Source organism: Streptomyces sp. NPDC044061 (assembly GCF_056434305.1).
Genome location: NZ_JBWKFL010000002.1, coordinates 201,858 through 225,819, shown reverse-complemented (window position 1 = coordinate 225,819; position 23,962 = coordinate 201,858). Strand labels below are relative to the sequence as shown.

The window sequence follows — 23,962 nt, the reverse complement described above, 5'->3', positions numbered from 1 at the left end:
CTCACTCCGCCGGCTCGCCCAGCAGTCGCAGGAAGTCCCGGAAGGCGCCCGGCATGTCGACCGACTCCGGGTCCAGCAGCCACTGGTACTGCAGGCCGTCCATCACCGCCACGAGCAGCGGGGCGGTCCGCTCCGGGGTCAGGCCGTTCGGCAGCAGGTCGCCGTACTCGGCGCGCAGGACCGCCGCCATGCTCTCGCGGACCCGGGCATAGCGCTCGGTGAAGTAGGCCCGCGCCGGGTGCCCTTCCGTCACGCTCTCACCGAGCAGCGCCGAGAAGGTCTGGATGATGGCCGGGCGCATCGCGTTGTACTCGACCAGCGAGGCCAGCAGATCGACCCGCCACCGCGTGTCCGGCACCGCGTCCCACCGGTCCCGCTCCTGGAGCACGGCCACCAGCAGGGCGTCCTTCGTCGGGAAGTGGTGCAGCAGCCCCTGCTGGGTCAGCCCGACCCGCTCGGCCACCGCGGCCAGGCTCGCCCCCCGGTAACCGCGCTCGGCGATCACCTCCAGGGCCGCCCCGACGATCTCCGCGCGCCGCTCCTCGCTCCTGACCCTCGCGTTCATGACGTCACCGTAAGGCATCCCCGTCGAGCGAATATAACGGCAAGATAACAAAACCTACCGCCCTACAGGTAGTGGATGCAGGATGAGGGAGACCCAGAGGGACTTCAGCGAGGAGGTACCGCCGTGGCGGAGACGGACAAGGCGCGCGGGGACGAGGCTCGCGAGGCGGTCGTGGAGGCGGCGCTGCGCCGGCTCGACCTCGACGCCAAGACGCGGCTGCTGGCCGGCCAGGACATGTGGACCCTGCCCGCCCTGCCGGAGATCGGCCTGGAGTCGCTGGTCATGTCCGACGGCCCGATCGGCGTCCGGGGCGTGCGCTGGACGGCCGACGACCCCTCGGTCGCCCTGCCCTCGCCGACCGCGCTCGCCGCCACCTGGGACCCCGAACTCGCCCGCCGCGCGGGCGTGCTGCTCGCCCAGGAGGCCCGCCGCAAGGGCGTCCACGTCCTGCTCGCCCCCACCGTCAACCTGCACCGCTCCCCGCTCGGCGGCCGCCACTTCGAGGCCTACAGCGAGGACCCGTACCTGACCGGCGTGATCGGCACCGGCTATGTGACCGGCGTCCAGTCCGGCGGGGTCGGCACCACCGTCAAGCACTTCGTCGCCAACGACGCCGAGACCGACCGCTTCACCGTGAACAACCTGGTCTCCGAACGCGCCCTGCGCGAGCTGTACCTGGCCCCCTTCGAGGCGATCGTGACGAACGCCCACCCCTGGGGGATCATGACCGCGTACAACACGGTCAACGGCACGACCATGACCGAGCACCGCCACCTCGTCAACGAGGTCCTGCGCGGCGAATGGGGCTTCGACGGCTTCAACGTCTCCGACTGGATGGCCGCCCGCGACACCGTGGGCGCCATCGCCGGCGGCCTCGACGTCGCCATGCCCGGCCCCGACACCGTGTACGGCGAGACCCTCGCCCGCGCCGTCGGGGACGGCCGGGTCGCCGAGACCACCGTCGACGCCGCCGTACGCCGGGTGCTGCGCCTCGCGGCCCGCGTCGGCATCCTGGACGGGGCCGAGCCGGCCGTCGCCGAGCCGCCCGCGCCGGCCGACGGCGAGGCTCTGGCCCGCGAGATCGCCCGCCGCTCCTTCGTCCTCGTGCGCAACGAGCGCGGCGCCCTGCCCCTGAAGCCGAACGGCACGGTGGCCCTCATCGGCGCCGCCGCCCGCGACGCCCGCGTCCTCGGCGGCGGCTCCGCCACCGTCTTCCCGGCCCGCGTCGTCTCCCCGCTCGACGGCCTCACCGCCGCCCTTCCCGACGGCACCCTCACCTACGCCGTCGGCGCCGACCCGGCCACCGAACTCGCCGTCGCCGAGCAGGGCTTCAGCCTCCGGGCGGTCTGCCGCGACGCCGACGGCAACGTCCTCGGCACCGGCTCCGCGCCCAACGGGCAGATCCAGTGGATGGGTTCCGACCTGCCCGCGGGCGTCACCCACGACACCCTGCACACCGTGGAACTGACCGGCACCTTCACCCCGCGCGAGTCCGGCCCGCACAGCTTCGGCATCCGGGGCATGGGCCCGTTCACGCTCACCGTCGACGGGACGACGTACTACGACGACGTCCAGCGCCCCGACCGGGGCGGCCCCTTCGAGGCCTTCTTCACCGCACCCGTCCCCCGCGCCCAGGCCGAACTCACCGCGGGCGGCACCGTCGACGTCTTGCTCACCCATGTCGTCCAGCTGCCCGAGAACATCCCCATGAAGGTCGTCGCCTTCGCCCTCGCCCACTCCGCCCCGCGGCGCGACCCCGACGAGCTGATCGCCGAGGCCGTCGAGGCCGCCCGCGGCGCCGACACGGCCGTCGTCATGGTCGCCACCACCGACCGCGTCGAGTCCGAGGGCTTCGACCGCACCGACCTGAGGCTGCCCGGCCGCCAGGACGACCTGGTCCGCGCCGTCGCCGCCGCCAACCCGCACACCGTCGTGGTCGTCAACTCCGGCTCCCCGGTCGAGCTGCCGTGGCGGGACGAGGTCGCGGCCGTGCTGCTGACCTGGTTCCCCGGCCAGGAGGGCGGCGCGGCCCTCGCCGACGTCCTGACCGGCGCGCACGAGCCCGGCGGACGGCTCCCCACCACCTGGGGATCCCTTGCCGACGCCCCCGTCACCCAGGTCGTCCCCGAGGACGGGGAGCTGCCCTACACCGAGGGTGTGTTCATCGGCTACCGCGCCTGGGAGAAGGCCGGCCGCACCCCGTCGTACCCCTTCGGGCACGGCCTCGGCTACACCGACTGGACCTATGAGTCCCTGCAGGTCGAGGGCACCACCGCGCGCATCCGCGTCCGCAACACCGGGGAGCGGCCGGGCCGCGAGGTCGTGCAGGTCTATCTGTCCCCGGCCGAGCCGGACGCCGAGCGCCCGGCGCGCCCACTGGCCGGGTTCGCGAGCGCCGAGGCCGGACCCGGCGAGAGCGTCGAGGTGACCGTCGAGCTGCCCCGCCGCGCCTTCGAGATCTGGGACGACACGGCGAAGTCGTGGGCGTATGTGAAGGGTTCGTACGAGATCGCAGCCGGCCGCTCGATCACGGACCGCAGGCTGACCTCGGCGATTAACGTCTGATCCGGGACAAGTCCCCACGAGCAGCCCCGGTCCGGGACCTGACCCCTGGACCGGGGCTCGTGGAGTCCCTACGGCAGACCTCGGCGCACCGAGAAGCCGTACACCGTCTCGGACCGGAAGAGGTGACCCGGCCGCAGCTCGGTGCTCGGGAAGTCCGGGCGGTTGGGGGAGTCCGGGAAGTGCTGGGTCTCCAGGGCGATGCCGTCCCCGGGGCCGTAGGGGTCGCTCAGCTGGTCGGCGGTGTAGAGCTGGAGGCCCGGCTCGGTGGTGGCCACGGTGAGCACCCGCCCGGACGCCGGGTCGTACAGCTCGGCCACCTCCTCCGCCGTGGGTGTCACGCCCTTGTCCAGCACGAAGTTGTGGTCGTAGCCGGAGCCGACCTTGCGGGCCGTGCGGAAGTCGAAACGGGAGCCGGCCACGTCCTCCAGGGCCCCGGTGGGAATCAGGTCCGGGCCGACCGGGGTGTACCGGGAGGCGGACAGCCGCAGCTCGTGGCCGCCGGCGTGGCCCGAACCGCCCAGGTTCCAGTACGTGTGGTTGGTGAGGTTGACGACGGTCGGCGCGTCCGTGACCGCCTCGTAGACGATCCGCAGCGCACCGGACGCCTCCAGTGTGTACGTGGCCGTCACCGCCAGCCGACCCGGGAAACCCTCCTCGCCGTGCGGGCTCACCCGGGTCAGGCGCACACCGTGCTCGACCGGTTCGGCGTCCCACACCCGCTTGTCGAAGCCGCGCTCACCGCCGTGCAGCGTGTTCGGCCCGTCGTTCGGGGCCAGCGCGTATGTGCGACCGTCCAGCGGGAAGCGGGCACTCGCCACCCGGTTGGCGTACCGGCCGACCAGGGCCCCGAGATACGGCTCCGGGTGCTCCAGATAGCCGTCGAGCGCGGGGAACCCCAGCACCACGTCCGCCGTGCGTCCCTCCCGGTCCGGGACCCCTATCGACTGCACGATCCCGCCGTACGACAGCACTCGCACCCGCAGCCCGGCCCGCTCCAGCGTCCAGCGGTGCACCGGTGAGCCATCGGAAAGTGTGCCGAAAAGTTCACTCATGTGGGAAAGGCTAGGTCACGGTCTCGAGGCGGTGACGGCGCGGTAGGCGATCTCTGCGAGCCGGGCCTGCCCGTTGCGGCTCGGGTGGAACCAGTCCCAGGGGCTGAGCTGCTCGGTGTCGAAGCGGTAGTCGAAGACCGCGTTCCGGTCGAAGCGGCAGCGGCGGTCCTTGGCGCAGACGTCCCTCAGCACCTCGTTGTACTCCTGCACCCGCTGCTGCACCGTCTCCCGCCGCATCGTGGCCGCACGGGTCAGGTCGTCGGCCTCGCTCAGCATCGAGGGGCAGATGCCGAGCTTCCACACCTGCTTGCCCAGCGGATTCGCCCGGCCCTCGGACCACAGCCGCTTCAGGTTCGGCACGCTCGCCACGTACACCTGAGTCTTCGGCAGCTCGGCGCGCAGGGTGGCCAGGGACTCCTCGAAGCTCGCGCGGAAGTCGGCCACCGGCGTCATCGCCGAGGCCGACGAGCGGCACGCGTCGTTCGCACCGATCATCACCGTCACCAGTTGCGGACGGCGGGCGGCCGCCTGGGCCATCTGCTGCGGCAGGTCGGACATCCGGGCGCCTGTCACCGCGTAGTTCCAGCTGCGCTCCGCCGCCCCCCGCACCCCCAGCAGCCGCACCGCCAGGCTGTCGACCCTGGCGTCACTGCCCGTCGCCCACGACACCTCGGGGCAGTCGGAGAGCACCGCGCACGCGTCGAACCCGCGGGTGATGGAGTCGCCGACCGCGGCGATCGAGTCCGGGCGGCGGTCCCACACCGGAGCGGGTCTGGCCGAGGGCCGGGCCGCGCCCGTCCCGGAGTCCTTCGTGCCGTCGGCGCCGCCCCCACCGAAGGCGTCGCACCCCGCCGTCGCCAGCACGGCCGCCGCCACGACGGCGAGGGCGGCCCGCGCACGGTGCCTTCGCTTCCGCATCCCTGCTGATCCCCTCGTTCGACGGTGGAGTGCTCCCTCTCATGACAACGCGCGAGGGTTCCCGGCCCGCGACCTTGGAACGGCGCACCCCCGTACAAGCGTCCCCCTGGGTGAATGGCGGGAGTTTCCTGGCACCAGGACCGACGGTACGTCACACTCCTTGCGCCACCGCAAGGTAGCCTCGCCATCAACGCGGCCGTCGTGCCACTGCCGCACCGCCAGTCCGCAAGATGTCCCGCTCTGCCCGGAGGTTCCGGTGACGACACGTGGAGTTCTGTACGTGCACTCCGCGCCGCGCGCGCTGTGCCCGCACGTCGAGTGGGCCGTCGCCGGGGTGCTCGGCACGCGCGTGAGCCTCGACTGGATCCGGCAGCCCGCGGCACCCGGCACCTGGCGTTCGGAGTTCTCCTGGCAGGGCGAGGTCGGCACGGCCTCCAAGCTCGCCTCCGCGCTGCGCGGCTGGCACCTCCTGCGCTTCGAGGTCACCGCCGAGCCCTGCCCCACCGCGGAGGGCGAACGCTACAGCTGCACCCCCGACCTGGGCATCTTCCATGCCGTCACCGGCATCCACGGCGACATCCTCATTCCCGAGGACCGGCTGCGCGCGGCGCTGCTGCGCAGCCAGCGGGGTGAGACCGAGCTGGAGGCCGAACTGGCCAAGCTGCTGGGCAAGCCGTGGGACGACGAACTCGAGCCGTTCCGCTACGCGGGAGAGGGCGCACCCGTGCGCTGGCTGCACCAGGTGGTGTGAGCGGCCGAACACGACGAGAAAGGGCGAAGGGCCCCCACCTGCCGGTGAGGGCCCTTCGCTCACGTTCTCGGACGATGCCGAACGCCTGCTCAGAGGGTGCGGAACGCCAGCACCACGTTGTGGCCGCCGAACCCGAACGAGTCGTTCAGCACGGCGATGGGGCCCTCGGGCAGCGCCCGCGCCTCACCGACGACGACGTCCGCGTTGACCTCGGCGTCGAGCTCGCGCACGTTGATGGTCGGCGGAGCCGTACGGTTCACGAGGGCCAGGATCGACGCGACGGTCTCGATACCGCCGGCGCCACCCAGCAGGTGACCCGTCATCGACTTGGTCGCGGAGATGGCCATGTGGTCGACGTCGTCGCCGAACACCTTCCGCAGCGCCTTGATCTCGGCCACGTCACCCTGCGGCGTCGAGGTCGCGTGCGCGTTCACGTGCACGATCTCGGCCGGCTTCAGATCCGTGTTGTCGAGCAGGTTCTGCAGCGCGTGCGCGATGCCGTTGCCGGACGGCTCCGGCTGCGTGATGTGGTGGCTGTCGGCGGAGATCCCCTGGCCGACCGCCTCGACGTAGATCCGGGCGCCGCGGGCCTTCGCGTGCTCCTCGGACTCCAGGACGATCACGCCCGCGCCCTCGCCGAGCACGAAGCCGTCACGACCGGAGTCGTAGGGACGGGACGCGCCCTGCGGGTCGTCGTTGTTCTTGGACATCGCCATCATGTTGCCGAACGCGGCGATCGGCAGCGGGTGGATGGCGGCCTCGGTACCACCGGCCACGACCACGTCCGCACGACCGGTGCGGATCATCTCGATCGCGTACCCGATGGCCTCCGCGCCCGAGGCGCAGGCCGAGACCGGGGTGTGCACACCGGCGCGGGCACCCAGCTCGATACCGACGTTGGCCGCCGGGGAGTTGGGCATCAGCATCGGCACGGTGTGCGGGGAGACACGGCGTACGCCCTTCTCCTTGAGCACGTCGTACTGGTCCAGGAGCGTCGTCACACCGCCGATGCCGGAGGCGATGACCGCACCGAGACGGTCGGGGTTCACGGACGCGTCCTCACCGGCCTTGGCGGTGAAACCGGCGTCCTTCCAGGCTTCCTGAGCGGCGATCAGCGCGAACTGCGCGGACCGGTCCAGCTTGCGGGCCTGCGGCCGGGGGATGATCTCGCCGGGCTCGACGGCGATCTGCGCGGCGATGCGGACCGGCAGCTCGGCAGCCCACTCCTGCTCGAGGGGGCCGACACCGGACGTGCCGGCGACGAGGGCCTCCCAGAACGAAGCTGCGTCGCCACCCAGCGGTGTGGTTGCGCCGATACCGGTGACGACCACGGTGCGATTGGTCGGGCTCACGGGAATTCTTTCTCCAACGGATGCGGGAATCTACGGCGCCACCGCCGGGTGGCGGGGCCTAGCAGCCTGACGGCCTAAGGGGTGACTCAGGCCTGGTGCTTGAGGATGTAGTCGGTGGCGTCACCGACGGTCTTGAGGTTCTTGACGTCCTCGTCCGGGATCTTCACGTCGAAGCGCTCCTCGGCGGCGACGACGACCTCGACCATGGACAGCGAGTCGACGTCCAGGTCGTCGGTGAAGGACTTGTCCAGCTGGACGTCCTCGGTGGGGATCCCGGCGATCTCGTTCACGATCTCGGCGAGACCGGCGACGATCTCTTCCTGAGTGGCGGCCATGTCAGGCGCTCCTTCTTCGATATTCCAGACGGTTTGTGGCAGTGGTCCCCTGCCGGATCGCATGATCCGGCACGGAGTGCCTAGGGGAGGGTAACGACCGTGGCGGCGTAGACGAGACCCGCCCCGAATCCGATGACGAGCGCGGTGTCGCCGCTCTTCGCCTCCCCGGTCGCCAGGAGCCGCTCCATCGCGAGCGGAATCGAGGCGGCCGAGGTGTTGCCGGTGGTGCGGATGTCACGGGCGACCGTGACGTGCTCCGGCAGCTTCAGCGTCTTCACCATCGAGTCGATGATCCGCACGTTGGCCTGGTGCGGAATGAAGACGTCCAGATCGTCCGCGGTGATTCCGGCCGCGTCCAGCGCCTGCTGGGCGACCTTCGCCATCTCGAACACGGCCCAGCGGAACACCGCCTGGCCCTCCTGCGTGATCGCAGGGAACTTGATGTTGCCCTCGCTGTCCAGGGGCAGGGTGGAGACGTCGCCGACGTGGAACCGGTCCCACGGGACGGTCTGCTTGATGGTCTCGGACTTGTCGCCCTCCGAGCCCCAGACGGACGGGCCGATCGCCGGCTCCTGGGAGGGGCCGACCACGACCGCGCCGGCGCCGTCACCGAACAGGAAGGCCGTGGCCCGGTCCTCCAGGTCGGTCAGGTCGCTGAGCCGCTCCACGCCGATGACGAGCACGTACTCGGCGGAACCTTCCACCACCATGCCCTTGGCGAGCGTGAGGCCGTAGCCGAAGCCCGCGCAGCCCGCCGAGATGTCGAAGGCGGCGGCCTTGTCGGTGCCCAGCTTGTCGGCGATCTCGGTGGCGACGGCCGGGGTCTGGCTGAAGTGCGAGACGGTCGAGACGACCACGGCGCCGATCTGCTCGGCGTCGATGCCCGCGTCGGCGATCGCCTTGCCGGAGGCCTCGACGGCCATCGCGGCGACCGTCTCCTCGGGGCCCGCCCAGTGCCGGGTCTCGATGCCGGAGCGCGAGCGGATCCACTCGTCGGACGAGTCGATCTTCTCGAGGATCACCTCGTTGGGCACGACCCGGGTCGGCCGGTAGCCGCCGACGCCGAGGATGCGTGCGTACGGGGCGCCCTTGCTGGGCTTGATCTTCGCCATGTACGGCTCCTTAGGCACCTGCGTGCTCGGAGATGAGCTCGCGGGCCGCGTCGAGATCGTCGGGGGTCTTCAGGGCCAGCGTCTTCACGCCGGGCAGGGCCCGCTTGGCCAGGCCGGTCAGCGTGCCGCCCGGGCACACCTCGATGAGCGCGGTGACGCCGAGTCCCTTGAACGTCTCCATGCACAGATCCCAGCGCACCGGGTTCGCGACCTGTCCCACCAGCCGCTCCAGCACCTCGGCGCCGGTGGCGACGGCCCGGCCGTCCTTGTTGGAGACGTAGGTGACCTTCGGGTCGCCGGGCGACAGCTCCGCGGCGGCCTTGGCCAGCGTCTCGACGGCGGGTGCCATGTGGCGGGTGTGGAAGGCGCCGGCCACCTTGAGCGCGACGACCTTGCGGACGCCCTCGGGCATGTCCTCGTTCAGCGCGGCGAGCTGCTCCAGCGTGCCGGCGGCGACGATCTGGCCCGCGCCGTTGATGTTCGCCGGGGTCAGGCCCAGCTTCTCCAGGTGCGCGACGGAGACCTCGGGATCCCCGCCGAGCAGCGCCGACATGCCGGTCTCGGTGATCGCGGCGGCGTCGGCCATGGCCAGACCCCGCTTGCGGACGAGACCGAGCGCGGCGGTGTCGTCCAGGACGCCCGCGAAGGCGGCGGCGGTGATCTCGCCGACGCTGTGACCGGCCACCGCACCCGGGGCGACGTCGGAGATGTCACCGAGTGCCGCGGCGGACAGGATCCCGGCGGCGACGAGCAGCGGCTGGGCCACCGCGGTGTCGCGGATGGCGTCAGCGTCGGCCTGGGTACCGTAGTGGATCAGGTCCAGTCCGACGGCGTCCGACCACGCGGCGACGCGGTCGGACGCACCGGGGAGGTCGAGCCAGGGGGTCAGGAAGCCGGGCGTCTGAGCGCCCTGGCCGGGAGCGACGAGTACGAGCACTCTCACACTCTCTCTTGGGGACGGCCACGGCCGCCCGTGGGGACAGGGACGAAGAACACGGGGGGCTTTTGTGGGCCCCCGACAAAAGCCTAGGGTTGGGCGTCTCCATCGGCCAGACGCCCCAGGATCAGCGCGATCCGCAGTGTGAACGCGGATCGTACATCCGATGGCGACCACCCGGTGACGTCTGTCACACGTCGGAGCCGGTAGCGCACGGTGTTCGGGTGAACGAAGAGCATCCTCGCCGCGCCCTCCAGGCTGCTCGCCTGCTCCAGGTAGACACTCAGGGTTTCCAGGAGCGCCGAGCCCGCCTCCTCCAGCGGTCTGTAGATCTCCTCCACCAGCTGCTCACGGGCGCTCGGATCGCCCGCGATGGCGCGCTCCGGCAGCAGATCGTCCGCCAGCACCGGCCGCGGGGCGTCCTGCCAGGCGAAACACGCTTTCAGCCCGGCCGCGGCGGCCTGCGCGGACCGGGTGGCGGCCAGCAGGTCGGGTACGACGGGCCCGGCGACCACCGGCCCCGCGGCGTACGGCCCGATCAGCGACTTGGCGACGGCGAGCGGGTTGGGGTTGCCGCCGGCGATGACGACGAGCCGGTCCCCGAGCACCCCGGTGAGCACCTGCAGCTTGGCGTGCCGCGCGGCCCGCCGGATGGCCTCGACGGTCAGCTCGCTGTCCCCGTCGGGCGCGGTCCCGAGCACGACGCACACGTGCTCCGGCGAGTTCCATCCGAGGGCGGCGGCCCGGCTCACGGCGCCCTCGTCGGCCTCCCCGCTGAGCACGGCGTTGACGACCAGCGACTCCAGGCGCGCGTCCCAGGCACCGCGTGCCTCGGCGGCCTGGGCGTACACCTGGGCGGTGGCGAAGGCGATCTCCCGCGCGTACACGAGCAGCGCTTCCCGCAGCACGCTCTCGTCGCCCGGAGCCGCGACCTCGTCGATGGCGGACTCCATCACCTCGATGGTGGTCCGCACCATCTCCACGGTCTGCCGCAGCGTGATGGCCCGTGTCAGCTCCCGGGGTGCCGTCCCGAAGACGTCGGTGGAGATCGCCTGGGGCGCGTCCGGGTGCCGGAACCACTCGGTGAAGGCCGCGATGCCCGCCTGGGCCACGAGCCCGATCCAGGAACGGTTCTCCGGAGGCATGGCCCGGTACCACGGCAGGGTCTCGTCCATGCGTGCGATGGCCTGCGCGGCGAGGCTCCCGGAGGACTTCTCCAGCCGCTTCAGGGTCGCGGTGTGCGGGTGGACGGCGTGTACTGCGGGTTCGCTGTGGCGGGATTCGGGTTCGGGCACGGGGACAAGACTGCCTTATCCGGACGGGAGCGTGCGCCGCGGGTCGGAGGTCGGGCACCGCGCGGGGCCTGCGGCGCCGTCCGGGCGAGGTCTACGGTGGTGCCCGTGATGCACGTACGGCGCGCCGCGGAGCGCTACCGAGGAGGGGATCCGGAGGCCGGGATCGACACCCGCCACGCCTTCTCCTTCGGCCCGCACTACGACCCCGACAACCTGCGCTTCGGTGCGGTGATCGCCTGCAACGAGGAACGGCTCGCCCCCGGCGCCGGCTTCGACGAGCACCCGCACAGCCACACGGAGATCGTCACCTGGGTCGTCGAGGGCGAGCTGACCCACCGCGACTCCACGGGGCACGAGAGCCGGGTCCGCCCCGGAGACGTCCAGCACCTCAGTGCGGCGGCGGGCGTCCGGCACGTGGAACGCAACGACACCGACCGCCCCCTGACCTTCGTCCAGATGTGGCTCGCGCCACTGGACCCGGGCGGAGAGCCGTCCTACGAGATCGTCCCGGGCATCGCGGACTCCACCCCGTACGCCGTCCCGGGCGCGGGCGCCATGCTGCACGTACGCCGCCTGGCCGCCGGCGAGCGGACGGCGGTGCCGGACGCCGCGCAGGTGTACGCGCACGTAGTGCGGGGGGAGGTCCGCCTGGGCGAGGAGCGGCTCGGGCCGGGGGACTCGGCGCGGATCACCGGGGCCGAGGGCCTGGCGGCGGTCGGGGTCACGGCGACGGAGCTGCTGCTGTGGGAGATGACACCGTAGCGTCCGCCGCGGCCGGGGTCAGCCGCGCGACTCCGCCAGCACGGCGTCGGTGAACACCGGCCACGCCTCGACAGCCCAGGGCCCGAACGCCCGGTCCGTCAGGGCCACCGCCGCCATCCGGGCGTCCGGGTCGACCCACAGGAACGTACCGGACTGCCCGAAGTGCCCGAAGGCGCGGGACGAGGACGAACTCCCCGTCCAGTGCGGCGACTTGGAGTCGCGGATCTCGAACCCGAGTCCCCAGTCGTTCGGGTTCTGGTGCCCGTAACCCGGCAGCACCCCCTTCGTACCCGGGTACTGCACGCTCATCGCCGCCGCCACGGTCCGCGGATCCAGCAGCCGCGGCGCCTGCACCTCCGCCGCGAACCGCAGCAGGTCCTCCACCGTCGACACGCCGTCCTTCGCCGGGGAGCCCTCCAGCGAGGTCGCCGTCATCCCCAGCGGCTCCAGCACCGCCTGCCGCAGATACTCGCCGAACGGGATGTCCGTCGCCTTGGCGATGTGGTCCCCGAGCTGCTCGAACCCGGCGTTGGAGTACAGCCGCCGCTCCCCGGCGGGAGCGGTCACCCGGTGCTCGTCGAAGGCCAGCCCGGAGGTGTGCGCGAGCAGATGACGCACGGTCGACCCGGGCGGCCCGGCGGGCTCGTCCAGTTCGACCGCACCCTCCTCGTACGCGACGAGCGCCGCGTACGCGGCCAGCGGCTTGGTCACCGAGGCCAGCGGAAAACGGTGCCCGACGGGCCCATGGGTCCCGAGGACGGTCCCGTCCGCCCGTACGACACCCGCCGCGGCGGTGGGGACGGGCCAGTTCTCGATCAGCGCCAGGCTCTGCAACGACATGCCGGCGAGCCTAATGCCGGCTCACAGCGACAGCCGCATCGAGGGGTCGGGATCACGCGCGAAGCCGAGGGACGCGTAGAGCGGCTCCGCCTCGGGGGAGGCGTTCAGGAGCACGTGTCCGGCATCCCGCTCCCGGAACCAGTCCAGCAGCCGTTCCATGCACACGCGCGCGTACCCGCGGCGGCGGGCCTCCGGGTCGGTCGCCACGCTGAAGACGTGTCCCACGCGCCCGTGCGGATTGCCGGCCTTGCCGATGCGGTACTCCACCGTGCCCGCCACGAGCGCGGCCAGCGCCCCCGGCCGCTCCGGGTGATCCACCACGAACGCCGCGAAGTCCCCGTCCTGGTCCGCGAGCCGCCCGCGCAGTGCCGGCAGGGACTCGACGTGCCAGTCCGTCGGGCCGCCCCGGCCCTTCTCGAACAGCGAGTCGATCATGACCTGGCGCAGCCGCAGCACTTCCGTGGCGTCCTCGGGCTCGGCCCGTCGTACGAGAGTCATGCCCGCACGCTAACGACCCTGCCCGGCGCCCGTCCTGGGGATTTCTTACTGGTTTCCGCTTGCTTGGAGTGCACTCCAAGGCCATAGCGTGGGGGCATGACGGTGATGCAGACCACGCCAGCGGACCCCGAGCAAGCCACCCCCGCCGACATCTGCTCCGCCCCACCCCGGCGCCGTCCCCGCCCCGACGGCCAGGACCGCTACACGATCAGCGAGGTCGTCGCGTTCACCGGCCTGACCGCGCACACGCTGCGCTGGTACGAGCGGATCGGCCTGATGCCGCACGTGGACCGCTCGCACACCGGCCAGCGCCGCTACAGCAACCGCGACCTGGACTGGCTGGACTTCGTGACCAAGCTGCGCCTGACCGGCATGCCGGTGGCGGACATGGTCCGGTACGCGGAGCTGGTGCGCGAGGGCGACAGCACCTACGCGGAGCGGCAGTCCCTGCTCGAGTCCACCCGCCGGGACGTGCTGACCCGCATCACGGAACTGCACGACACCCTCGCGGTCCTGGACCGGAAGATCAGCTTCTACGCGCGGGAGCAGTAGCGCGACCTAGAGCTCGGCCAGCAACTCCGCCTTCTTGGAGGAGAACTCCTCGTCCGTGACCAGCCCCGCCTGATGCAGCTCCCCGAGATGCCGGATCCGCTCGGCGATGTCCGCGGGGTCCCGGCGCGCCGGGGCCGGTACCACCGGTACCGGCCCCCGGGTGCGCACCGCGGCCAGCACGGCCGCGGCGAACGGCAGCGACTCGTGCACCGGCCCGTAACCCAGCCCGAAGACCACGGCGGCAGGATCCTGGTCGGGCTGCGCCGGGCCCGCCGAACCGGCGGAGTCCCGCCGCTCGAGCCGTAGGTGCCCCTCGAAGACCTCGGGCGAGCGCCACTCCACTCCGCTGAGGTCGGCGACCGCGAAACTCTGGTCCCCCGCCTTCCACTTGGTGGAGGACGCACCCGTCCAGGACCACCGGAACTGCACGGTCGTCCCGTCGAAGGACGCCTTCCCGTCGTACGCCTTGAACTGCAGCGGCGCCTCGGGCGCGGTCACCAGGTGCCGGTCGGCGGGCCCGGACTCGGCCAGCAGACCCTTGAGTTCGTCGGCGTAGTACTCGGCGAGGGTCTCCCGCTCGGCCGGCAGCACCAGCCGGTACGGGTCCGAGCCCTCGCGCAGCTGCCCGGCCGCCACCTCCATCAGCGGGTCGGCGCCCAGGCGCGGCCGCAGCCGCAGCACGACGGTGCCGCGCTTGCCCGGGGCGAGGGTCACCTCCTCGAGCGCGGCCAGCGGGATCAGCCGCTCGCCCAGCGCCTGGAACAGCTTCGGTGTTCGAATCCCCCGTTCGTAACGGATGAGCACGGAGTCGGACTCGAACTCCCAGACGGCATGAAAACCCGCCAGTACGTCACCCATGCGGCTCATCGTATGCGGCACGTGCTCCTCCGTCGCCACCCGCGCAGACCGCACTTCCTGCTGTTTCTACGCGCGTCCGACCGTCGTGGTGCCGGGCAGACCGGCCCGGCAGGCATCGTTCTCCCGGTTACACATCACCTTGTCGTACGCGCCCACGCCGATGTCGGCGAGGTTGCGCAGGCTGTCCGTGCCCGGCTGGAAGTAGCCCGCGTGGCCCTGCGCGTCCCGCGCCGACAGCACCCGCGCCCCGAATGCCGAGGACACCGGGTCGGCGCCGTGCCCCAGGCCGCCGAGCTCCAGGTACGGGACGTCCTGCACCCAGTCGGTGGCGTCCCGCATCGCCCACACCCGGGCGGAGGTGCCCAGGCCGGAGGCCTTGGCGACCCGCATGCCGGGGCTCGCGGCCACCGCCACGTCGGCCACCCGGCGCGGCATGCCGTGCGCGGCGACCCCGCAGACCACCGAGCCGTAGCTGTGGCAGAACATCGACACCGGCGCCCGGCCGGGCAGGGCGTGCAGCAGCGCGTTGAGGCGTACGGCTCCCTCCTCGGCGCGCAGTCCGGTGGCCGCGTCCACACCGAGGCCGTCCGGCGCGGTGTAGTCGGCCCAGGCGATCACGGCCGTACGCGTCGAGGGGCTCTGCGCACGCTCGGCCGCGTACAGCGCCTTGGCCATGCCGACCGGGGCGGTGTACCTGCGGTTCGTCCGCTGGAAGGTGAGCAGGTCGGTGGCGACGCCGGGGACGACGACGGAGATCCGCTCGGCCCGGTCGAGACGTCCGAACACCTCGGCGACCCGGCCCGAACCCTCGGGGTCGAAGGCGAGGATCTGCCGGCCCGGGGTCATCAGCGCCTCGTAGCGGTGCATGCGGCGGCCCGCCTCCTGCTGACCCGCCGTGCTGAGCCGGCTGTCGTGCATGCGCTTCTTCTCGACCTTGCGCGCCTTGCCCAGCGCGATGTGGTTGGCGCGGTAGCGCAGCGAGACCGGCGCGCCGTTCATGTTGCCGACCGCGAGGGGATAGCGGTGGGCGAGACGGTCGCGCTCGTGCGGGGTGAGCGAGGCGAAGAAGTGGGCGAGACGCGTGGGCGCGGCCTCCGGGTCCGGCAGGTGGAGGCCGTTCACGCTGCCGTGCTCCCACTTGGCGAGCGAGGCCTGCAGGGCACTCGGCTGCCGGTGGCTGCGCATGGCGGTCCAGCCGGTGGTCGCGAGCATCACGAACACGACGGCAAGCGCGAGCAGTGCACGCCAGACGTTGAGTTGCGGGGAGGTGTCGAAGGAAGTCACTGGGAGGACACACTAGGAGAACGAGAGGGTCTCGCGGTAACCGAGTGACAGGTATCACGTTTCGGTAGACGTCGAACGATCTCGGAACGGCCTCACGCGGTACGCCAGTTCCCGGTGAGTGCCGACCCCACCAGATCGAGGTGGGACGCGGTGAGTTCGCGGATCGCCTCCAGGCTGAAGTCGTCGCCCGTGCTCCACTGCCGCTCGGTGACCCTTATCACCCCGCCGAAGACGGCCACGGCCAGCCGCGGCCGGGGATCGGCGTCCACGTCGACGCCCTCCCGTTCGGCGAGCAGCCGGGCGATGGTCTCCTCCGTGGCCGCCGAGCGCCGCAGATGGGCGGCGAGCAGCGCGGGAGTCGACTCGATCGTCCGGTACATGCGCAGGTACAGCTCGACCGGTACGGCCGACTCGACGGTCTCCCGGATCGCGTCCCAGCCCTCCAGGACCGCCTGCCGCAGCGCCTCCATCGGTGCCTCGTGCGCGGGGCGCGCCCGCACCGCCGCCACGAAGTGCGTCTCCGTCATCTCCTGCACGGCGAAGGCCACGTCCTCCTTGCCGGCGAAGTAGCGGAAGAAGGTGCGCTGCGAGACGTCCACGGCCTGCGCGATCTCGTCGACGGTCGTGTGCTCGTACCCATGGGTCGTGAACAGCTCGAGGGCGCAGCGCAGCAGTGCGTCCCGGGTGCGCTGCTTCTTGCGCTCACGCAGAGTCTCCATAGGTGTCAGTTACCGACTTGTGAATTGGTTTGTCAATTGTCAGTGGCTGTCACTAGCCTCGAACGCATGACTAGTCAGACCACCGTCGACACCACGGGGCCGGGGGACAAGGCAGCGACCACCCCGTCGGAGCCGACCCCCGCCACGGGGCTGCGCGGCCATCCGTGGCTCACCCTCATCACCGTCGCCGTCGGGGTCATGATGGTGGCCCTCGACGGCACCATCGTGGCGATCGCCAATCCCGCCATCGCCAAGGACCTGCACGCGAGCTTCTCGGACGTGCAGTGGATCACCAACGCCTACTTCCTCGCCCTCGCGGTCTCCCTGATCACCGCGGGCAAGCTCGGCGACCGCTTCGGCCACCGGCAGACCTTCCTCATCGGCGTGACGGGCTTCGCCGCCGCCTCGGGCGCCATCGGGCTGTCCCACAGCATCGCCGCGGTCGTCGCCTTCCGTGTGTTCCAGGGCCTGTTCGGCGCGCTGCTGATGCCGGCCGCGCTCGGCCTGCTGCGGGCCACCTTCCCGGCCGAGAAGCTCAACATGGCGATCGGCATCTGGGGCATGGTGATCGGCGCCTCCACCGCGGGCGGCCCGATCCTCGGCGGTGTCCTGGTCGAGCACGTCAACTGGCAGTCGGTGTTCTTCATCAACGTGCCGGTGGGCCTCCTCGCCCTCGTCCTGGGCGTGCTGATCCTGCTGGACCACCGCGCCGAGAACGCCCCGCGCTCCTTCGACCTGCTCGGCATCGCCCTGCTCTCCGGCGCGATGTTCTGCCTGGTGTGGGCGCTCATCAAGGCCCCGAACTGGGGCTGGGGCGACGGCAGGACCTGGGGCTTCATCGGCGCCTCCGTGCTGCTCTTCGTCCTCTTCGCCCTCTGGGAGACGAAGGTCGCCGAACCCCTGATCCCGCTGGGCCTGTTCCGCTCGGTCCCGCTGTCCGCGGGCGTCGTCCTGATGGTCCTGATGGCGATCGCCTTCATGGGCGGCCTGTTCTTCGTGACGTTCTACCTCCAGAACGTCCACGGCATGAGCCCCATCGACGCCGGTCTGCACCTGCTGCCCCTCACCGGCATGATGATCGTCGGTTCCCCGCTCGCGGGCGCCGCGATCACCAAGCTCGGCCCGCGCATCCCGCTGGCCGGCGGCATGGCCGCGACCGCGATCGCCATGTACGGCATGTCGACGCTCGAGGCCGACACCGGCAGCGGCGTGATGTCCGTCTGGTTCGCCCTTCTCGGCCTCGGCCTCGCGCCGGTCATGGTCGGCGCCACCGAGGTCATCGTCGGCAACGCGCCCATGGAGCTGTCGGGAGTGGCGGGCGGCCTGCAGCAGGCGGCCATGCAGATCGGCGGCAGCCTCGGTACGGCGGTGCTGGGTGCCGTGATGGCCTCCAAGGTCGACAGCGACCTGCCGGGCAACTGGACCGGTGCCGGGCTGCCGAAGCTCACCCCGGCACAGCTGGACCAGGCCTCCGAGGCCGTTCAGGTCGGCGTGGCCCCGGTCGCCAAGGGCACCCCGGAGCCGATCGTCGCGAAGATCACCTCCGTCGCGCACGACACCTTCATCTCCGGCATGAGCCTCGCCTCCCTGGTCGCGGCGACCGTGGCGGCGGTGGCCGTCTTCGTCGCGCTCCTCACCAAGCGGGGCCGGAACGCGGAGGCGGGTGCGGGAGTCGGCCACATCTGAGCCCGGCTCCGCCATCTCCTCCCGGCGGATTTCGCCCATCAGGGTGACTCCGCCAAAGATTCCTCGCCCACGGTGCGCGCCGCAGGTCACAGTGGGTCAAGTCCTCCGCAGGGCATGGGAGGACGCGGGCCGCGGCGCGCGCTGCTGGAGGGGGGCAGCGTGCGCAGGTCTGCGCACGGAAAACCGGGGTACCCGCCCAGTGGAGCCGAACTGTCCATGACCACCAGGGAGTTGATGATGGCAGGCTTCGGGCACGGAACGCGCGGGTACCCCCGGTCACGTGGCCGGACGTGGCAACGGACCGGGCCGGACCGTGCGACGCTCGGAATCATCGGCACGATCTGTGCCGTGGCCGGCTTCTTCGCACTGGGCATCGTCCTCGGCCCGGTCGCGATGTTCTGCGGCTGGCAGTCGATGGGCCGCAAGTGGTCCTCCGACCACAACGTCCCGGCCCTGGTGGCCCTGGTTCTGGGCGCCATCGACACCCTCCTGGCCATCATCGCCCTGGCGGGCGCGGCCACTTGGGGACACGGGCTCCTCTGACCCGGGGAGCGCGGAGCTGCTCGGCGCTGCGGGCGGAGACTGCCTCCGTGGCTGCGGGCAGTCGTGCCTCCCTCAGTGCCTCAAGGGCCTGGGGGAACCCCGGGCGGCACGGGTGGGCGCAGCGGCATCCCGCAGGCGCGGGCAAGCGAACCCACCCCCGCCCCGGCTCCCACGCCAGGCAACGCTCAGCTCCGCTGCTCCTCACGTTCCCCCGCCAGCCGAGCCACCTCGGCCCGCAGCAGGCGCACTTCCTCCGTCAGGGAAGCGATCGCCTCGGTCTGCCGCCGCTCCTCCACATCGTCCTTCTCGAACCGGGAGATGAACCAGGCGGCGATGTTCGCGGTGACGACACCGAGCAGAGCGATGCCCGAGAGCATCAGCCCGACCGCGATCATCCGGCCGAGCCCGGTCGTCGGGGCGTGATCCCCGTACCCCACGGTCGTCATCGTCGTGAAGGACCACCACACCGCGTCACCCAGCGTCCGGATGTTCCCGTTCGGCGAGTCCCGCTCCACCGACAGCACGGCCAGCGAACCGAACATCAGCAGTCCGACCACCGACCCCACGACGTATGTGGTCAGCCGGATCTGCGGAGCCATCCGGGCCCGCCGCCCCACCAGCAGCAGCGTCGACACCAGCCGGAGCAGCCTGAGCGGCTGCAGCACGGGCAGCACCACCGCGCACAGGTCGGGCCAGTGCGTGCGGACGAAGTCCCTGCGGCCGGGCGCGAGCGCCAGCCGCATCAGGTAGTCCGCGGCGAAGGCGGCCCACACCACCCACTCCACCGCGGTGCATCCGGCCGTCAGTGAGCGGCCGGCCGAACTGTCCACGATCGGCACCGCGTACGCGACGGCGAAGGCCAGCGCCAGCGCCAGCAGGGGTCGTTGGGTGCGCCGTTCCCAACGCGCCTGCGCCGAAAGTTGCTCCATGTCCGCATCGTAAGGAAAAGGTAAGCGCGGTGGAGACTCGAGCTCCACCGCCCTCACCCGTGCTCCGCGGCTACGCGTCGCCGCCCGCGGCCCCCGGATCCGCCGCCGAGACGTCCAGCAGCTGGTACCGGTCGATGGCCTGCTTCAGCACGGACCGGTCCACCTTGCCCTCCCTGGCCAGCTCGGTCAGCACCGCCACCACGACCGACTGGGCGTCGATGTGGAAGAAGCGGCGCGCCGCGCCCCGGGTGTCGGCGAAGCCGAAGCCGTCCGCGCCGAGGGACTGGTACGTCCCGGGCACCCACCGCGCGATCTGGTCCGGAACCGATCGCATCCAGTCGGACACCGCCACGAACGGACCCTCGGAGCCGCTCAGCTTCTGGGTCACGTAGGGCACCCGCTGCTCCTCCTCCGGGTGGAGCAGGTTGTGCGCCTCCACGGCCACGGCCTCGCGGCGCAGCTCGTTCCAGGACGTCGCCGACCACACGTCGGCGCTGACGTTCCAGTCCTCGGCGAGGATCCTCTGCGCCTCCAGCGCCCACGGCACCGCGACCCCGGACGCCATGATCTGCGCCGGGACGGCGCCGCCGGCGCCCTCGGCGATCCGGTGGATGCCCTTGAGGATGCCCTCGACGTCGACGTCCGCCGGCTCGGCCGGGTGCTTGATGGGCTCGTTGTAGACGGTGAGGTAGTAGAAGACGTCCTCGCCGTGCGGGTGCTCGGCGTCGCCGCCGTACATCCGGCGCAGGCCGTCCTGGACGATGTGCGCGATCTCGTAGGCGTACGCCGGGTCGTAGGCGACGCACGCCGGGTTGGTGGAGGCCAGCAGCTGCGAGTGGCCGTCCGCGTGCTGCAGACCCTCACCGGTCAGGGTCGTACGTCCAGCGGTCGCACCCAGCACGAAACCGCGCGACAGCTGGTCGGCCATCTGCCAGAACTGGTCACCTGTGCGCTGGAAACCGAACATCGAGTAGAAGACGTAGACCGGGATCAGCGGCTCGCCGTGCGTGGCGTAGGCGGAGCCGGCCGCGATCAGCGAGGCCGTGCAGCCCGCCTCCGAGATGCCGTCGTGCAGCATCTGGCCGGTCGGGGACTCCTTGTACGCGAGCAGCAGATCGCGGTCGACCGCCTCGTACTGCTGACCGAGCGGGTTGTAGATCTTCGCGCTCGGGAAGAAGGAGTCCATGCCGAACGTGCGGTACTCGTCCGGCGCGATCAGCACGAACCGCTTGCCGATCTCCTTGTCCCGCATGAGGTCCTTCAGGAGCCGGACGAACGCCATCGTCGTGGCGATGGACTGCTGGCCGGTGCCCTTCTTCACGGTCGCGTACGTCTTGTCGTCCGGCAGCGCGAGCGGCGCGGAGCGCACGACGCGCGTCGGGACGTACCCGCCGAGCCCCTTGCGCCGGTCGTGCATGTACTGGATCTCCTCCGTGTCCCGGCCGGGGTGGTAGTACGGCGGCGCGCCGGACTCCAGCTCCTTGTCCGAGATCGGCAGGTGCAGACGGTCCCGGAAGCGCTTGAGGTCGTCCACCGTCAGCTTCTTCATCTGGTGCGTGGCGTTGCGGCCCTCGAAGTTCGGGCCCAGCGTCCAGCCCTTGATCGTCTTCGCCAGGATGACCGTCGGCTGGCCCTTGTGCTCCTTGGCCGCCTTGAACGCCGCGTAGATCTTGCGGTGGTCGTGACCGCCACGGCCCAGGTGCAGGATCTGGTCGTCGGACATGTTCTCGACCATCGCGCGCAGCCGGTGGTCGTCACCGAAGAAGTGCTGCCGGATGTAGGCGCCGGACTCGGTGGCGTAGGTCTGGAACTGCCCGTCCGGGGTCGTGTTCATCTTGTTGACCAGCACGCCGTCGCGGTCCTGGGCGAGCAGCGGGTCCCAGGTGCGGTCCCACACCAGCTTGATCACGTTCCAGCCGGCGCCCCGGAAGACGGACTCCAGCTCCTGGATGATCTTGCCGTTGCCGCGCACCGGGCCGTCCAGGCGCTGCAGGTTGCAGTTGACCACGAACGTCAGGTTGTCCAGGCCCTCGCGCGCGGCGATGCTCAGCTGGCCGAGCGACTCCGGCTCGTCCATCTCGCCGTCGCCGAGGAACGCCCACACGTGCGACTTGGAGGTGTCGGCGATGCCGCGCGCCTCCATGTAGCGGTTCATCCGCGCCTGGAAGATCGCGCCGAGCGGGCCGAGGCCCATGGAGACCGTCGGGAACTCCCAGAAGTCCGGCATGGAGCGCGGGTGCGGGTAGCTGGAGAGCCCGTTCGGGTACTTCGACTTCTCCTGGCGGAAGCCGTCGAGCTGGTCCTCGGTGAGCCGGTCGAGCAGGTAGGCGCGCGCGTAGATGCCGGGAGAGGCGTGGCCCTGGAAGAAGACCTGGTCGCCGCCGTCGCCCTCGTCCTTGCCCCGGAAGAAGTGGTTGAAGCCCACGTCGTACAGGGAGGCGGAGGAGGCGAAGGTCGCGATGTGGCCGCCGACGCCGATGCCGGGGCGCTGGGCGCGGGAGACCATCACGGCCGCGTTCCAGCGGGTCGCGTTGAGGATCCTGCGCTCGATCTCCTCGTTGCCGGGGAAGAACGGCTCGGCCCGGGTGGGGATCGTGTTGACGTAGTCCGTGCTGCGCATCTCGGGCACGGCCACGCGCTTCTCGCGGGCCCGCTCGATCAGGCGCAGCATGAGATAGCGGGCCCGCTCCCGGCCGCGCTCGTCCACGGCGGCGTCGAGGGAGTCGAGCCACTCCTGGGTCTCTTCGGGATCGAAGTCAGGAACCTGACTCGGAAGGCCGCCAATGATGATCGGGTTGCGATCTGATCCGGAAGCCACGCTGTTCCTTACCTGTCGGAGGGCCGCTATTCTTCGCGATTCTTCGCGTTTTTTCTCGTACCTGCACCGTTCCCCATCGTGTACCTCGGGAAGGCGTACGTCATCTCTACTGCGGGGTAACCCGGGCGTGGGGCCGGTCGAAACGCAACGATACGCCCGGGGTGTGACGGCCTCGGCAAAGTTGTTCGATGGTCGTATCACCGGATGATTCCGAATCACGCAAAGCGGGCACATCGGTGTGATGTGGGTCACGGTGAATCGGGGTACGGTGCCAGAGGTTGCGGCGACACGGCCGGGATCGTCACTGTTTCGGCGGTCTGGACGGCCGGGTACTTGCGCGATCCGTCCCGCCCGTGTGGACTACGGCCAATGCTTCGCGCACGCGCGTGGCTGAGATATTCATCAAGACATGATCAGGAGGCAACCCGTGAGCGCGACCGCGGACCACGCGGAGGAGCGGACGAACCCTGCCGCCAGGCTGGGGTTCCAGCCCGGGCAGGTGGTCCAGGAGATCGGCTACGACGAGGACGTCGATCAGGAGCTTCGCGAGGCCATCGAGGAAGCCGTCGAAGGCGACCTGAAGGACGAGGACTACGACGACGTGGCCGACGCCGTTGTGCTGTGGTTCCGTGACGACGACGGAGACCTCACGGATGCGCTGGTGGATGCCACCACGTACATCGAAGAGGGCGGCGCCATCCTGCTCCTCACGCCGAAGACCGGCCGTGCGGGGTACGTGGAGCCGAGCGACATCTCGGAAGCCGCGACGACCGCCGGCCTGACCGCGTCCAAGAGCGTCAGCGTCGGCAAGGACTGGAGCGGCTCGCGTCTGGCGACGCCGAAGGCCGCCAAGTCCGGCAAGCGGTAGACCGCCGCGTCCTCGGGCATCGGACGGGCCGGCACTCACCGGCCCGTCCGAAGGCCTGCGCCGAAGCCGCGGTGAACGCTGCGTAGGGTGGTTCCGAGCGACAGCTGCGCTCTCACCCGAACAGCCCACCGAAGGGATGCACGACGATGGCGATCCAGGTCGGAGACAAGGCGCCCGACTTCGAGCTCAAGGACAACCACGGCCGCACCGTGCGGCTCGCCGACTTCCGCGGCGAGAAGAACGTGGTGCTGCTCTTCTACCCCTTCGCCTTCACCGGCGTGTGCACCGGCGAGCTGTGCGAGCTGCGCGACAACCTGCCGAAGTTCGCCGACCGCGACACCCAGTTGCTCGCCGTCTCCAACGACTCCATCCACACCCTGCGCGTCTTCGCCGAGCAGGAGGGCCTGGAGTACCCGCTGCTGTCCGACTTCTGGCCGCACGGCAACGTCTCGCGCGCCTACGACGTCTTCGACGAGGACAAGGGCTGCGCCGTCCGGGGCACTTTCGTCATCGACAAGGAGGGCGTCGTGCGGTGGACCGTGGTCAACGGCCTGCCGGACGCGCGCGACCTGACCGACTACGTGAAGGCGCTCGACACTCTGTGAGCCGATCGGTGATCCGACACCCTGTGAATCTTCGGGTCCAGGGTCAGCGGGGGGCGGGAACCCGTCACTAGGATCGGCACGTTGATCCCATATCCGAAGCACGAGGGGCTTTCGCCCC

General features: G+C 71.0%; 23 protein-coding genes. 8 read left to right on the top strand and 15 right to left on the bottom strand.

Features of this window, described 5'->3' with window-relative positions; translation table 11 throughout:
* Position 1: 1 nt before the first annotated feature.
* Positions 2–583, bottom strand: a complete 582-nt coding sequence (locus AC07CM_RS03535; RefSeq protein WP_478874657.1) for a TetR/AcrR family transcriptional regulator — start codon at positions 581–583, stop codon at positions 2–4.
* Positions 584–640: 57 nt separating this feature from the next.
* On the opposite strand from AC07CM_RS03535, the gene AC07CM_RS03530 reads away from it, so the two are divergent.
* On the top strand, positions 641–3,130 hold the full coding sequence (locus tag AC07CM_RS03530) for a beta-glucosidase H (RefSeq protein ID WP_478874656.1): 2,490 nt from the start codon (positions 641–643) through the stop codon (positions 3,128–3,130).
* A gap of 68 nt (positions 3,131–3,198) precedes the next feature.
* Here the strand turns inward: AC07CM_RS03530 and AC07CM_RS03525 are convergent, their stop codons facing one another.
* Together AC07CM_RS03525 and AC07CM_RS03520 are read right to left on the bottom strand one after the other, a co-directional pair.
* Positions 3,199–4,182 carry an aldose epimerase family protein gene (locus AC07CM_RS03525; RefSeq protein WP_478874655.1) on the bottom strand — a complete coding sequence of 328 codons (984 nt, stop codon included), beginning with the start codon at positions 4,180–4,182 and terminating at the stop codon, positions 3,199–3,201.
* 15 nt (positions 4,183–4,197) lie between these two features.
* Complete coding sequence (locus tag AC07CM_RS03520) at positions 4,198–5,100, bottom strand: SGNH/GDSL hydrolase family protein (RefSeq protein WP_478874654.1); 903 nt, start codon at positions 5,098–5,100, stop codon at positions 4,198–4,200.
* A gap of 256 nt (positions 5,101–5,356) precedes the next feature.
* Between AC07CM_RS03520 and AC07CM_RS03515 the strand changes: the two genes are divergently transcribed.
* Entirely contained in the window at positions 5,357–5,851 is a 495-nt protein-coding gene (locus tag AC07CM_RS03515) for a DUF3145 domain-containing protein (protein WP_478874653.1), read from the top strand.
* An 89-nt stretch (positions 5,852–5,940) separates the two neighbouring features.
* Here the strand turns inward: AC07CM_RS03515 and fabF are convergent, their stop codons facing one another.
* The 5 genes from fabF to fasR all read right to left on the bottom strand — a co-directional run bounded on the left by fabF (position 5,941) and on the right by fasR (position 10,882).
* Positions 5,941–7,203 carry a beta-ketoacyl-ACP synthase II gene (fabF, locus tag AC07CM_RS03510; RefSeq protein ID WP_478874652.1) on the bottom strand — a complete coding sequence of 421 codons (1,263 nt, stop codon included), beginning with the start codon at positions 7,201–7,203 and terminating at the stop codon, positions 5,941–5,943.
* Between the two features lie 86 nt (positions 7,204–7,289).
* Positions 7,290–7,538: an acyl carrier protein gene (locus tag AC07CM_RS03505; protein ID WP_018545314.1), complete on the bottom strand. Its 249-nt coding sequence runs from the start codon at positions 7,536–7,538 to the stop codon at positions 7,290–7,292.
* A gap of 80 nt (positions 7,539–7,618) precedes the next feature.
* Positions 7,619–8,650, bottom strand: coding sequence for a beta-ketoacyl-ACP synthase 3 (locus AC07CM_RS03500; RefSeq protein WP_478874651.1), 1,032 nt, complete (start codon positions 8,648–8,650; stop codon positions 7,619–7,621).
* Between the two features lie 10 nt (positions 8,651–8,660).
* Complete coding sequence (locus AC07CM_RS03495; protein WP_478874650.1) at positions 8,661–9,587, bottom strand: ACP S-malonyltransferase; 927 nt, start codon at positions 9,585–9,587, stop codon at positions 8,661–8,663.
* Between the two features lie 89 nt (positions 9,588–9,676).
* Positions 9,677–10,882, bottom strand: a complete 1,206-nt coding sequence (gene fasR, locus AC07CM_RS03490; protein ID WP_478874649.1) for a fatty acid biosynthesis transcriptional regulator FasR — start codon at positions 10,880–10,882, stop codon at positions 9,677–9,679.
* 108 nt (positions 10,883–10,990) lie between these two features.
* On the opposite strand from fasR, the gene AC07CM_RS03485 reads away from it, so the two are divergent.
* Positions 10,991–11,644 (top strand): pirin family protein, encoded by a 654-nt coding sequence (locus AC07CM_RS03485; RefSeq protein WP_478874894.1) that lies wholly within the window; start codon positions 10,991–10,993, stop codon positions 11,642–11,644.
* 18 nt (positions 11,645–11,662) lie between these two features.
* Here AC07CM_RS03485 and AC07CM_RS03480 read toward each other — a convergent pair whose 3' ends face one another.
* Both AC07CM_RS03480 and AC07CM_RS03475 read right to left on the bottom strand, forming a co-directional pair.
* Entirely contained in the window at positions 11,663–12,484 is an 822-nt protein-coding gene (locus tag AC07CM_RS03480; RefSeq protein ID WP_478874648.1) for a serine hydrolase domain-containing protein, read from the bottom strand.
* A 21-nt stretch (positions 12,485–12,505) separates the two neighbouring features.
* A complete protein-coding gene (locus AC07CM_RS03475) occupies positions 12,506–12,982 on the bottom strand; it encodes a GNAT family N-acetyltransferase (RefSeq protein WP_478874647.1) in 477 nt (158 codons plus the stop codon).
* A gap of 96 nt (positions 12,983–13,078) precedes the next feature.
* On the opposite strand from AC07CM_RS03475, the gene AC07CM_RS03470 reads away from it, so the two are divergent.
* Complete coding sequence (locus AC07CM_RS03470) at positions 13,079–13,534, top strand: MerR family transcriptional regulator (RefSeq protein ID WP_478874646.1); 456 nt, start codon at positions 13,079–13,081, stop codon at positions 13,532–13,534.
* 6 nt (positions 13,535–13,540) lie between these two features.
* On the opposite strand, the gene AC07CM_RS03465 is transcribed toward AC07CM_RS03470, so the two are convergent.
* The 3 genes from AC07CM_RS03465 to AC07CM_RS03455 form a co-directional block, all read right to left on the bottom strand.
* On the bottom strand, positions 13,541–14,392 hold the full coding sequence (locus AC07CM_RS03465; RefSeq protein ID WP_478874645.1) for a DUF4429 domain-containing protein: 852 nt from the start codon (positions 14,390–14,392) through the stop codon (positions 13,541–13,543).
* Between the two features lie 66 nt (positions 14,393–14,458).
* Complete coding sequence (locus tag AC07CM_RS03460) at positions 14,459–15,676, bottom strand: alpha/beta hydrolase (protein WP_478874644.1); 1,218 nt, start codon at positions 15,674–15,676, stop codon at positions 14,459–14,461.
* A 92-nt stretch (positions 15,677–15,768) separates the two neighbouring features.
* Positions 15,769–16,395 carry a TetR family transcriptional regulator gene (locus tag AC07CM_RS03455; protein WP_478874643.1) on the bottom strand — a complete coding sequence of 209 codons (627 nt, stop codon included), beginning with the start codon at positions 16,393–16,395 and terminating at the stop codon, positions 15,769–15,771.
* Positions 16,396–16,461: 66 nt separating this feature from the next.
* Here AC07CM_RS03455 and AC07CM_RS03450 point away from each other — a divergent pair, with 66 nt between their 5' ends.
* The gene (locus AC07CM_RS03450; protein ID WP_478874642.1) at positions 16,462–18,081 is read left to right on the top strand and encodes an MFS transporter; all 1,620 of its coding nucleotides are present in this window, start codon (positions 16,462–16,464) and stop codon (positions 18,079–18,081) included.
* Positions 18,082–18,318: 237 nt separating this feature from the next.
* On the top strand, positions 18,319–18,624 hold the full coding sequence (locus AC07CM_RS03445) for a small hydrophobic protein (protein ID WP_478874893.1): 306 nt from the start codon (positions 18,319–18,321) through the stop codon (positions 18,622–18,624).
* Positions 18,625–18,809: 185 nt separating this feature from the next.
* On the opposite strand, the gene AC07CM_RS03440 is transcribed toward AC07CM_RS03445, so the two are convergent.
* On the bottom strand, positions 18,810–19,553 hold the full coding sequence (locus AC07CM_RS03440; RefSeq protein ID WP_478874641.1) for a potassium channel family protein: 744 nt from the start codon (positions 19,551–19,553) through the stop codon (positions 18,810–18,812).
* Positions 19,554–19,623: 70 nt separating this feature from the next.
* Positions 19,624–22,371, bottom strand: coding sequence for a pyruvate dehydrogenase (acetyl-transferring), homodimeric type (gene aceE, locus AC07CM_RS03435; protein ID WP_478874640.1), 2,748 nt, complete (start codon positions 22,369–22,371; stop codon positions 19,624–19,626).
* Between the two features lie 427 nt (positions 22,372–22,798).
* On the opposite strand from aceE, the gene AC07CM_RS03430 reads away from it, so the two are divergent.
* Entirely contained in the window at positions 22,799–23,239 is a 441-nt protein-coding gene (locus tag AC07CM_RS03430; RefSeq protein ID WP_478874639.1) for a DUF3052 domain-containing protein, read from the top strand.
* Positions 23,240–23,385: 146 nt separating this feature from the next.
* A complete protein-coding gene (locus AC07CM_RS03425; protein ID WP_478874638.1) occupies positions 23,386–23,844 on the top strand; it encodes a peroxiredoxin in 459 nt (152 codons plus the stop codon).
* The last annotated feature ends 118 nt before the right edge of the window (positions 23,845–23,962 follow it).

Bases quoted from the DNA above. Each gene is read 5' to 3' on its own strand.
- AC07CM_RS03535 (WP_478874657.1), bottom strand. From the start codon at position 583: ATGCCTTACGGTGACGTCATGAACGCGAGGGTCAGGAGCGAGGAGCGG.
- AC07CM_RS03530 (WP_478874656.1), top strand. From the start codon at position 641: ATGCAGGATGAGGGAGACCCAGAGGGACTTCAGCGAGGAGGTACCGCC.
- AC07CM_RS03525 (WP_478874655.1), bottom strand. From the start codon at position 4,182: ATGAGTGAACTTTTCGGCACACTTTCCGATGGCTCACCGGTGCACCGC.
- AC07CM_RS03520 (WP_478874654.1), bottom strand. From the start codon at position 5,100: ATGCGGAAGCGAAGGCACCGTGCGCGGGCCGCCCTCGCCGTCGTGGCG.
- AC07CM_RS03505 (WP_018545314.1), bottom strand. From the start codon at position 7,538: ATGGCCGCCACTCAGGAAGAGATCGTCGCCGGTCTCGCCGAGATCGTG.
- AC07CM_RS03500 (WP_478874651.1), bottom strand. From the start codon at position 8,650: ATGGCGAAGATCAAGCCCAGCAAGGGCGCCCCGTACGCACGCATCCTC.
- AC07CM_RS03485 (WP_478874894.1), top strand. From the start codon at position 10,991: ATGCACGTACGGCGCGCCGCGGAGCGCTACCGAGGAGGGGATCCGGAG.
- AC07CM_RS03480 (WP_478874648.1), bottom strand. From the start codon at position 12,484: ATGTCGTTGCAGAGCCTGGCGCTGATCGAGAACTGGCCCGTCCCCACC.
- AC07CM_RS03475 (WP_478874647.1), bottom strand. From the start codon at position 12,982: ATGACTCTCGTACGACGGGCCGAGCCCGAGGACGCCACGGAAGTGCTG.
- AC07CM_RS03470 (WP_478874646.1), top strand. From the start codon at position 13,079: ATGACGGTGATGCAGACCACGCCAGCGGACCCCGAGCAAGCCACCCCC.
- AC07CM_RS03465 (WP_478874645.1), bottom strand. From the start codon at position 14,392: ATGGGTGACGTACTGGCGGGTTTTCATGCCGTCTGGGAGTTCGAGTCC.
- AC07CM_RS03455 (WP_478874643.1), bottom strand. From the start codon at position 16,395: ATGGAGACTCTGCGTGAGCGCAAGAAGCAGCGCACCCGGGACGCACTG.
- AC07CM_RS03450 (WP_478874642.1), top strand. From the start codon at position 16,462: ATGACTAGTCAGACCACCGTCGACACCACGGGGCCGGGGGACAAGGCA.
- AC07CM_RS03445 (WP_478874893.1), top strand. From the start codon at position 18,319: ATGGCAGGCTTCGGGCACGGAACGCGCGGGTACCCCCGGTCACGTGGC.
- AC07CM_RS03440 (WP_478874641.1), bottom strand. From the start codon at position 19,553: ATGGAGCAACTTTCGGCGCAGGCGCGTTGGGAACGGCGCACCCAACGA.
- AC07CM_RS03425 (WP_478874638.1), top strand. From the start codon at position 23,386: ATGGCGATCCAGGTCGGAGACAAGGCGCCCGACTTCGAGCTCAAGGAC.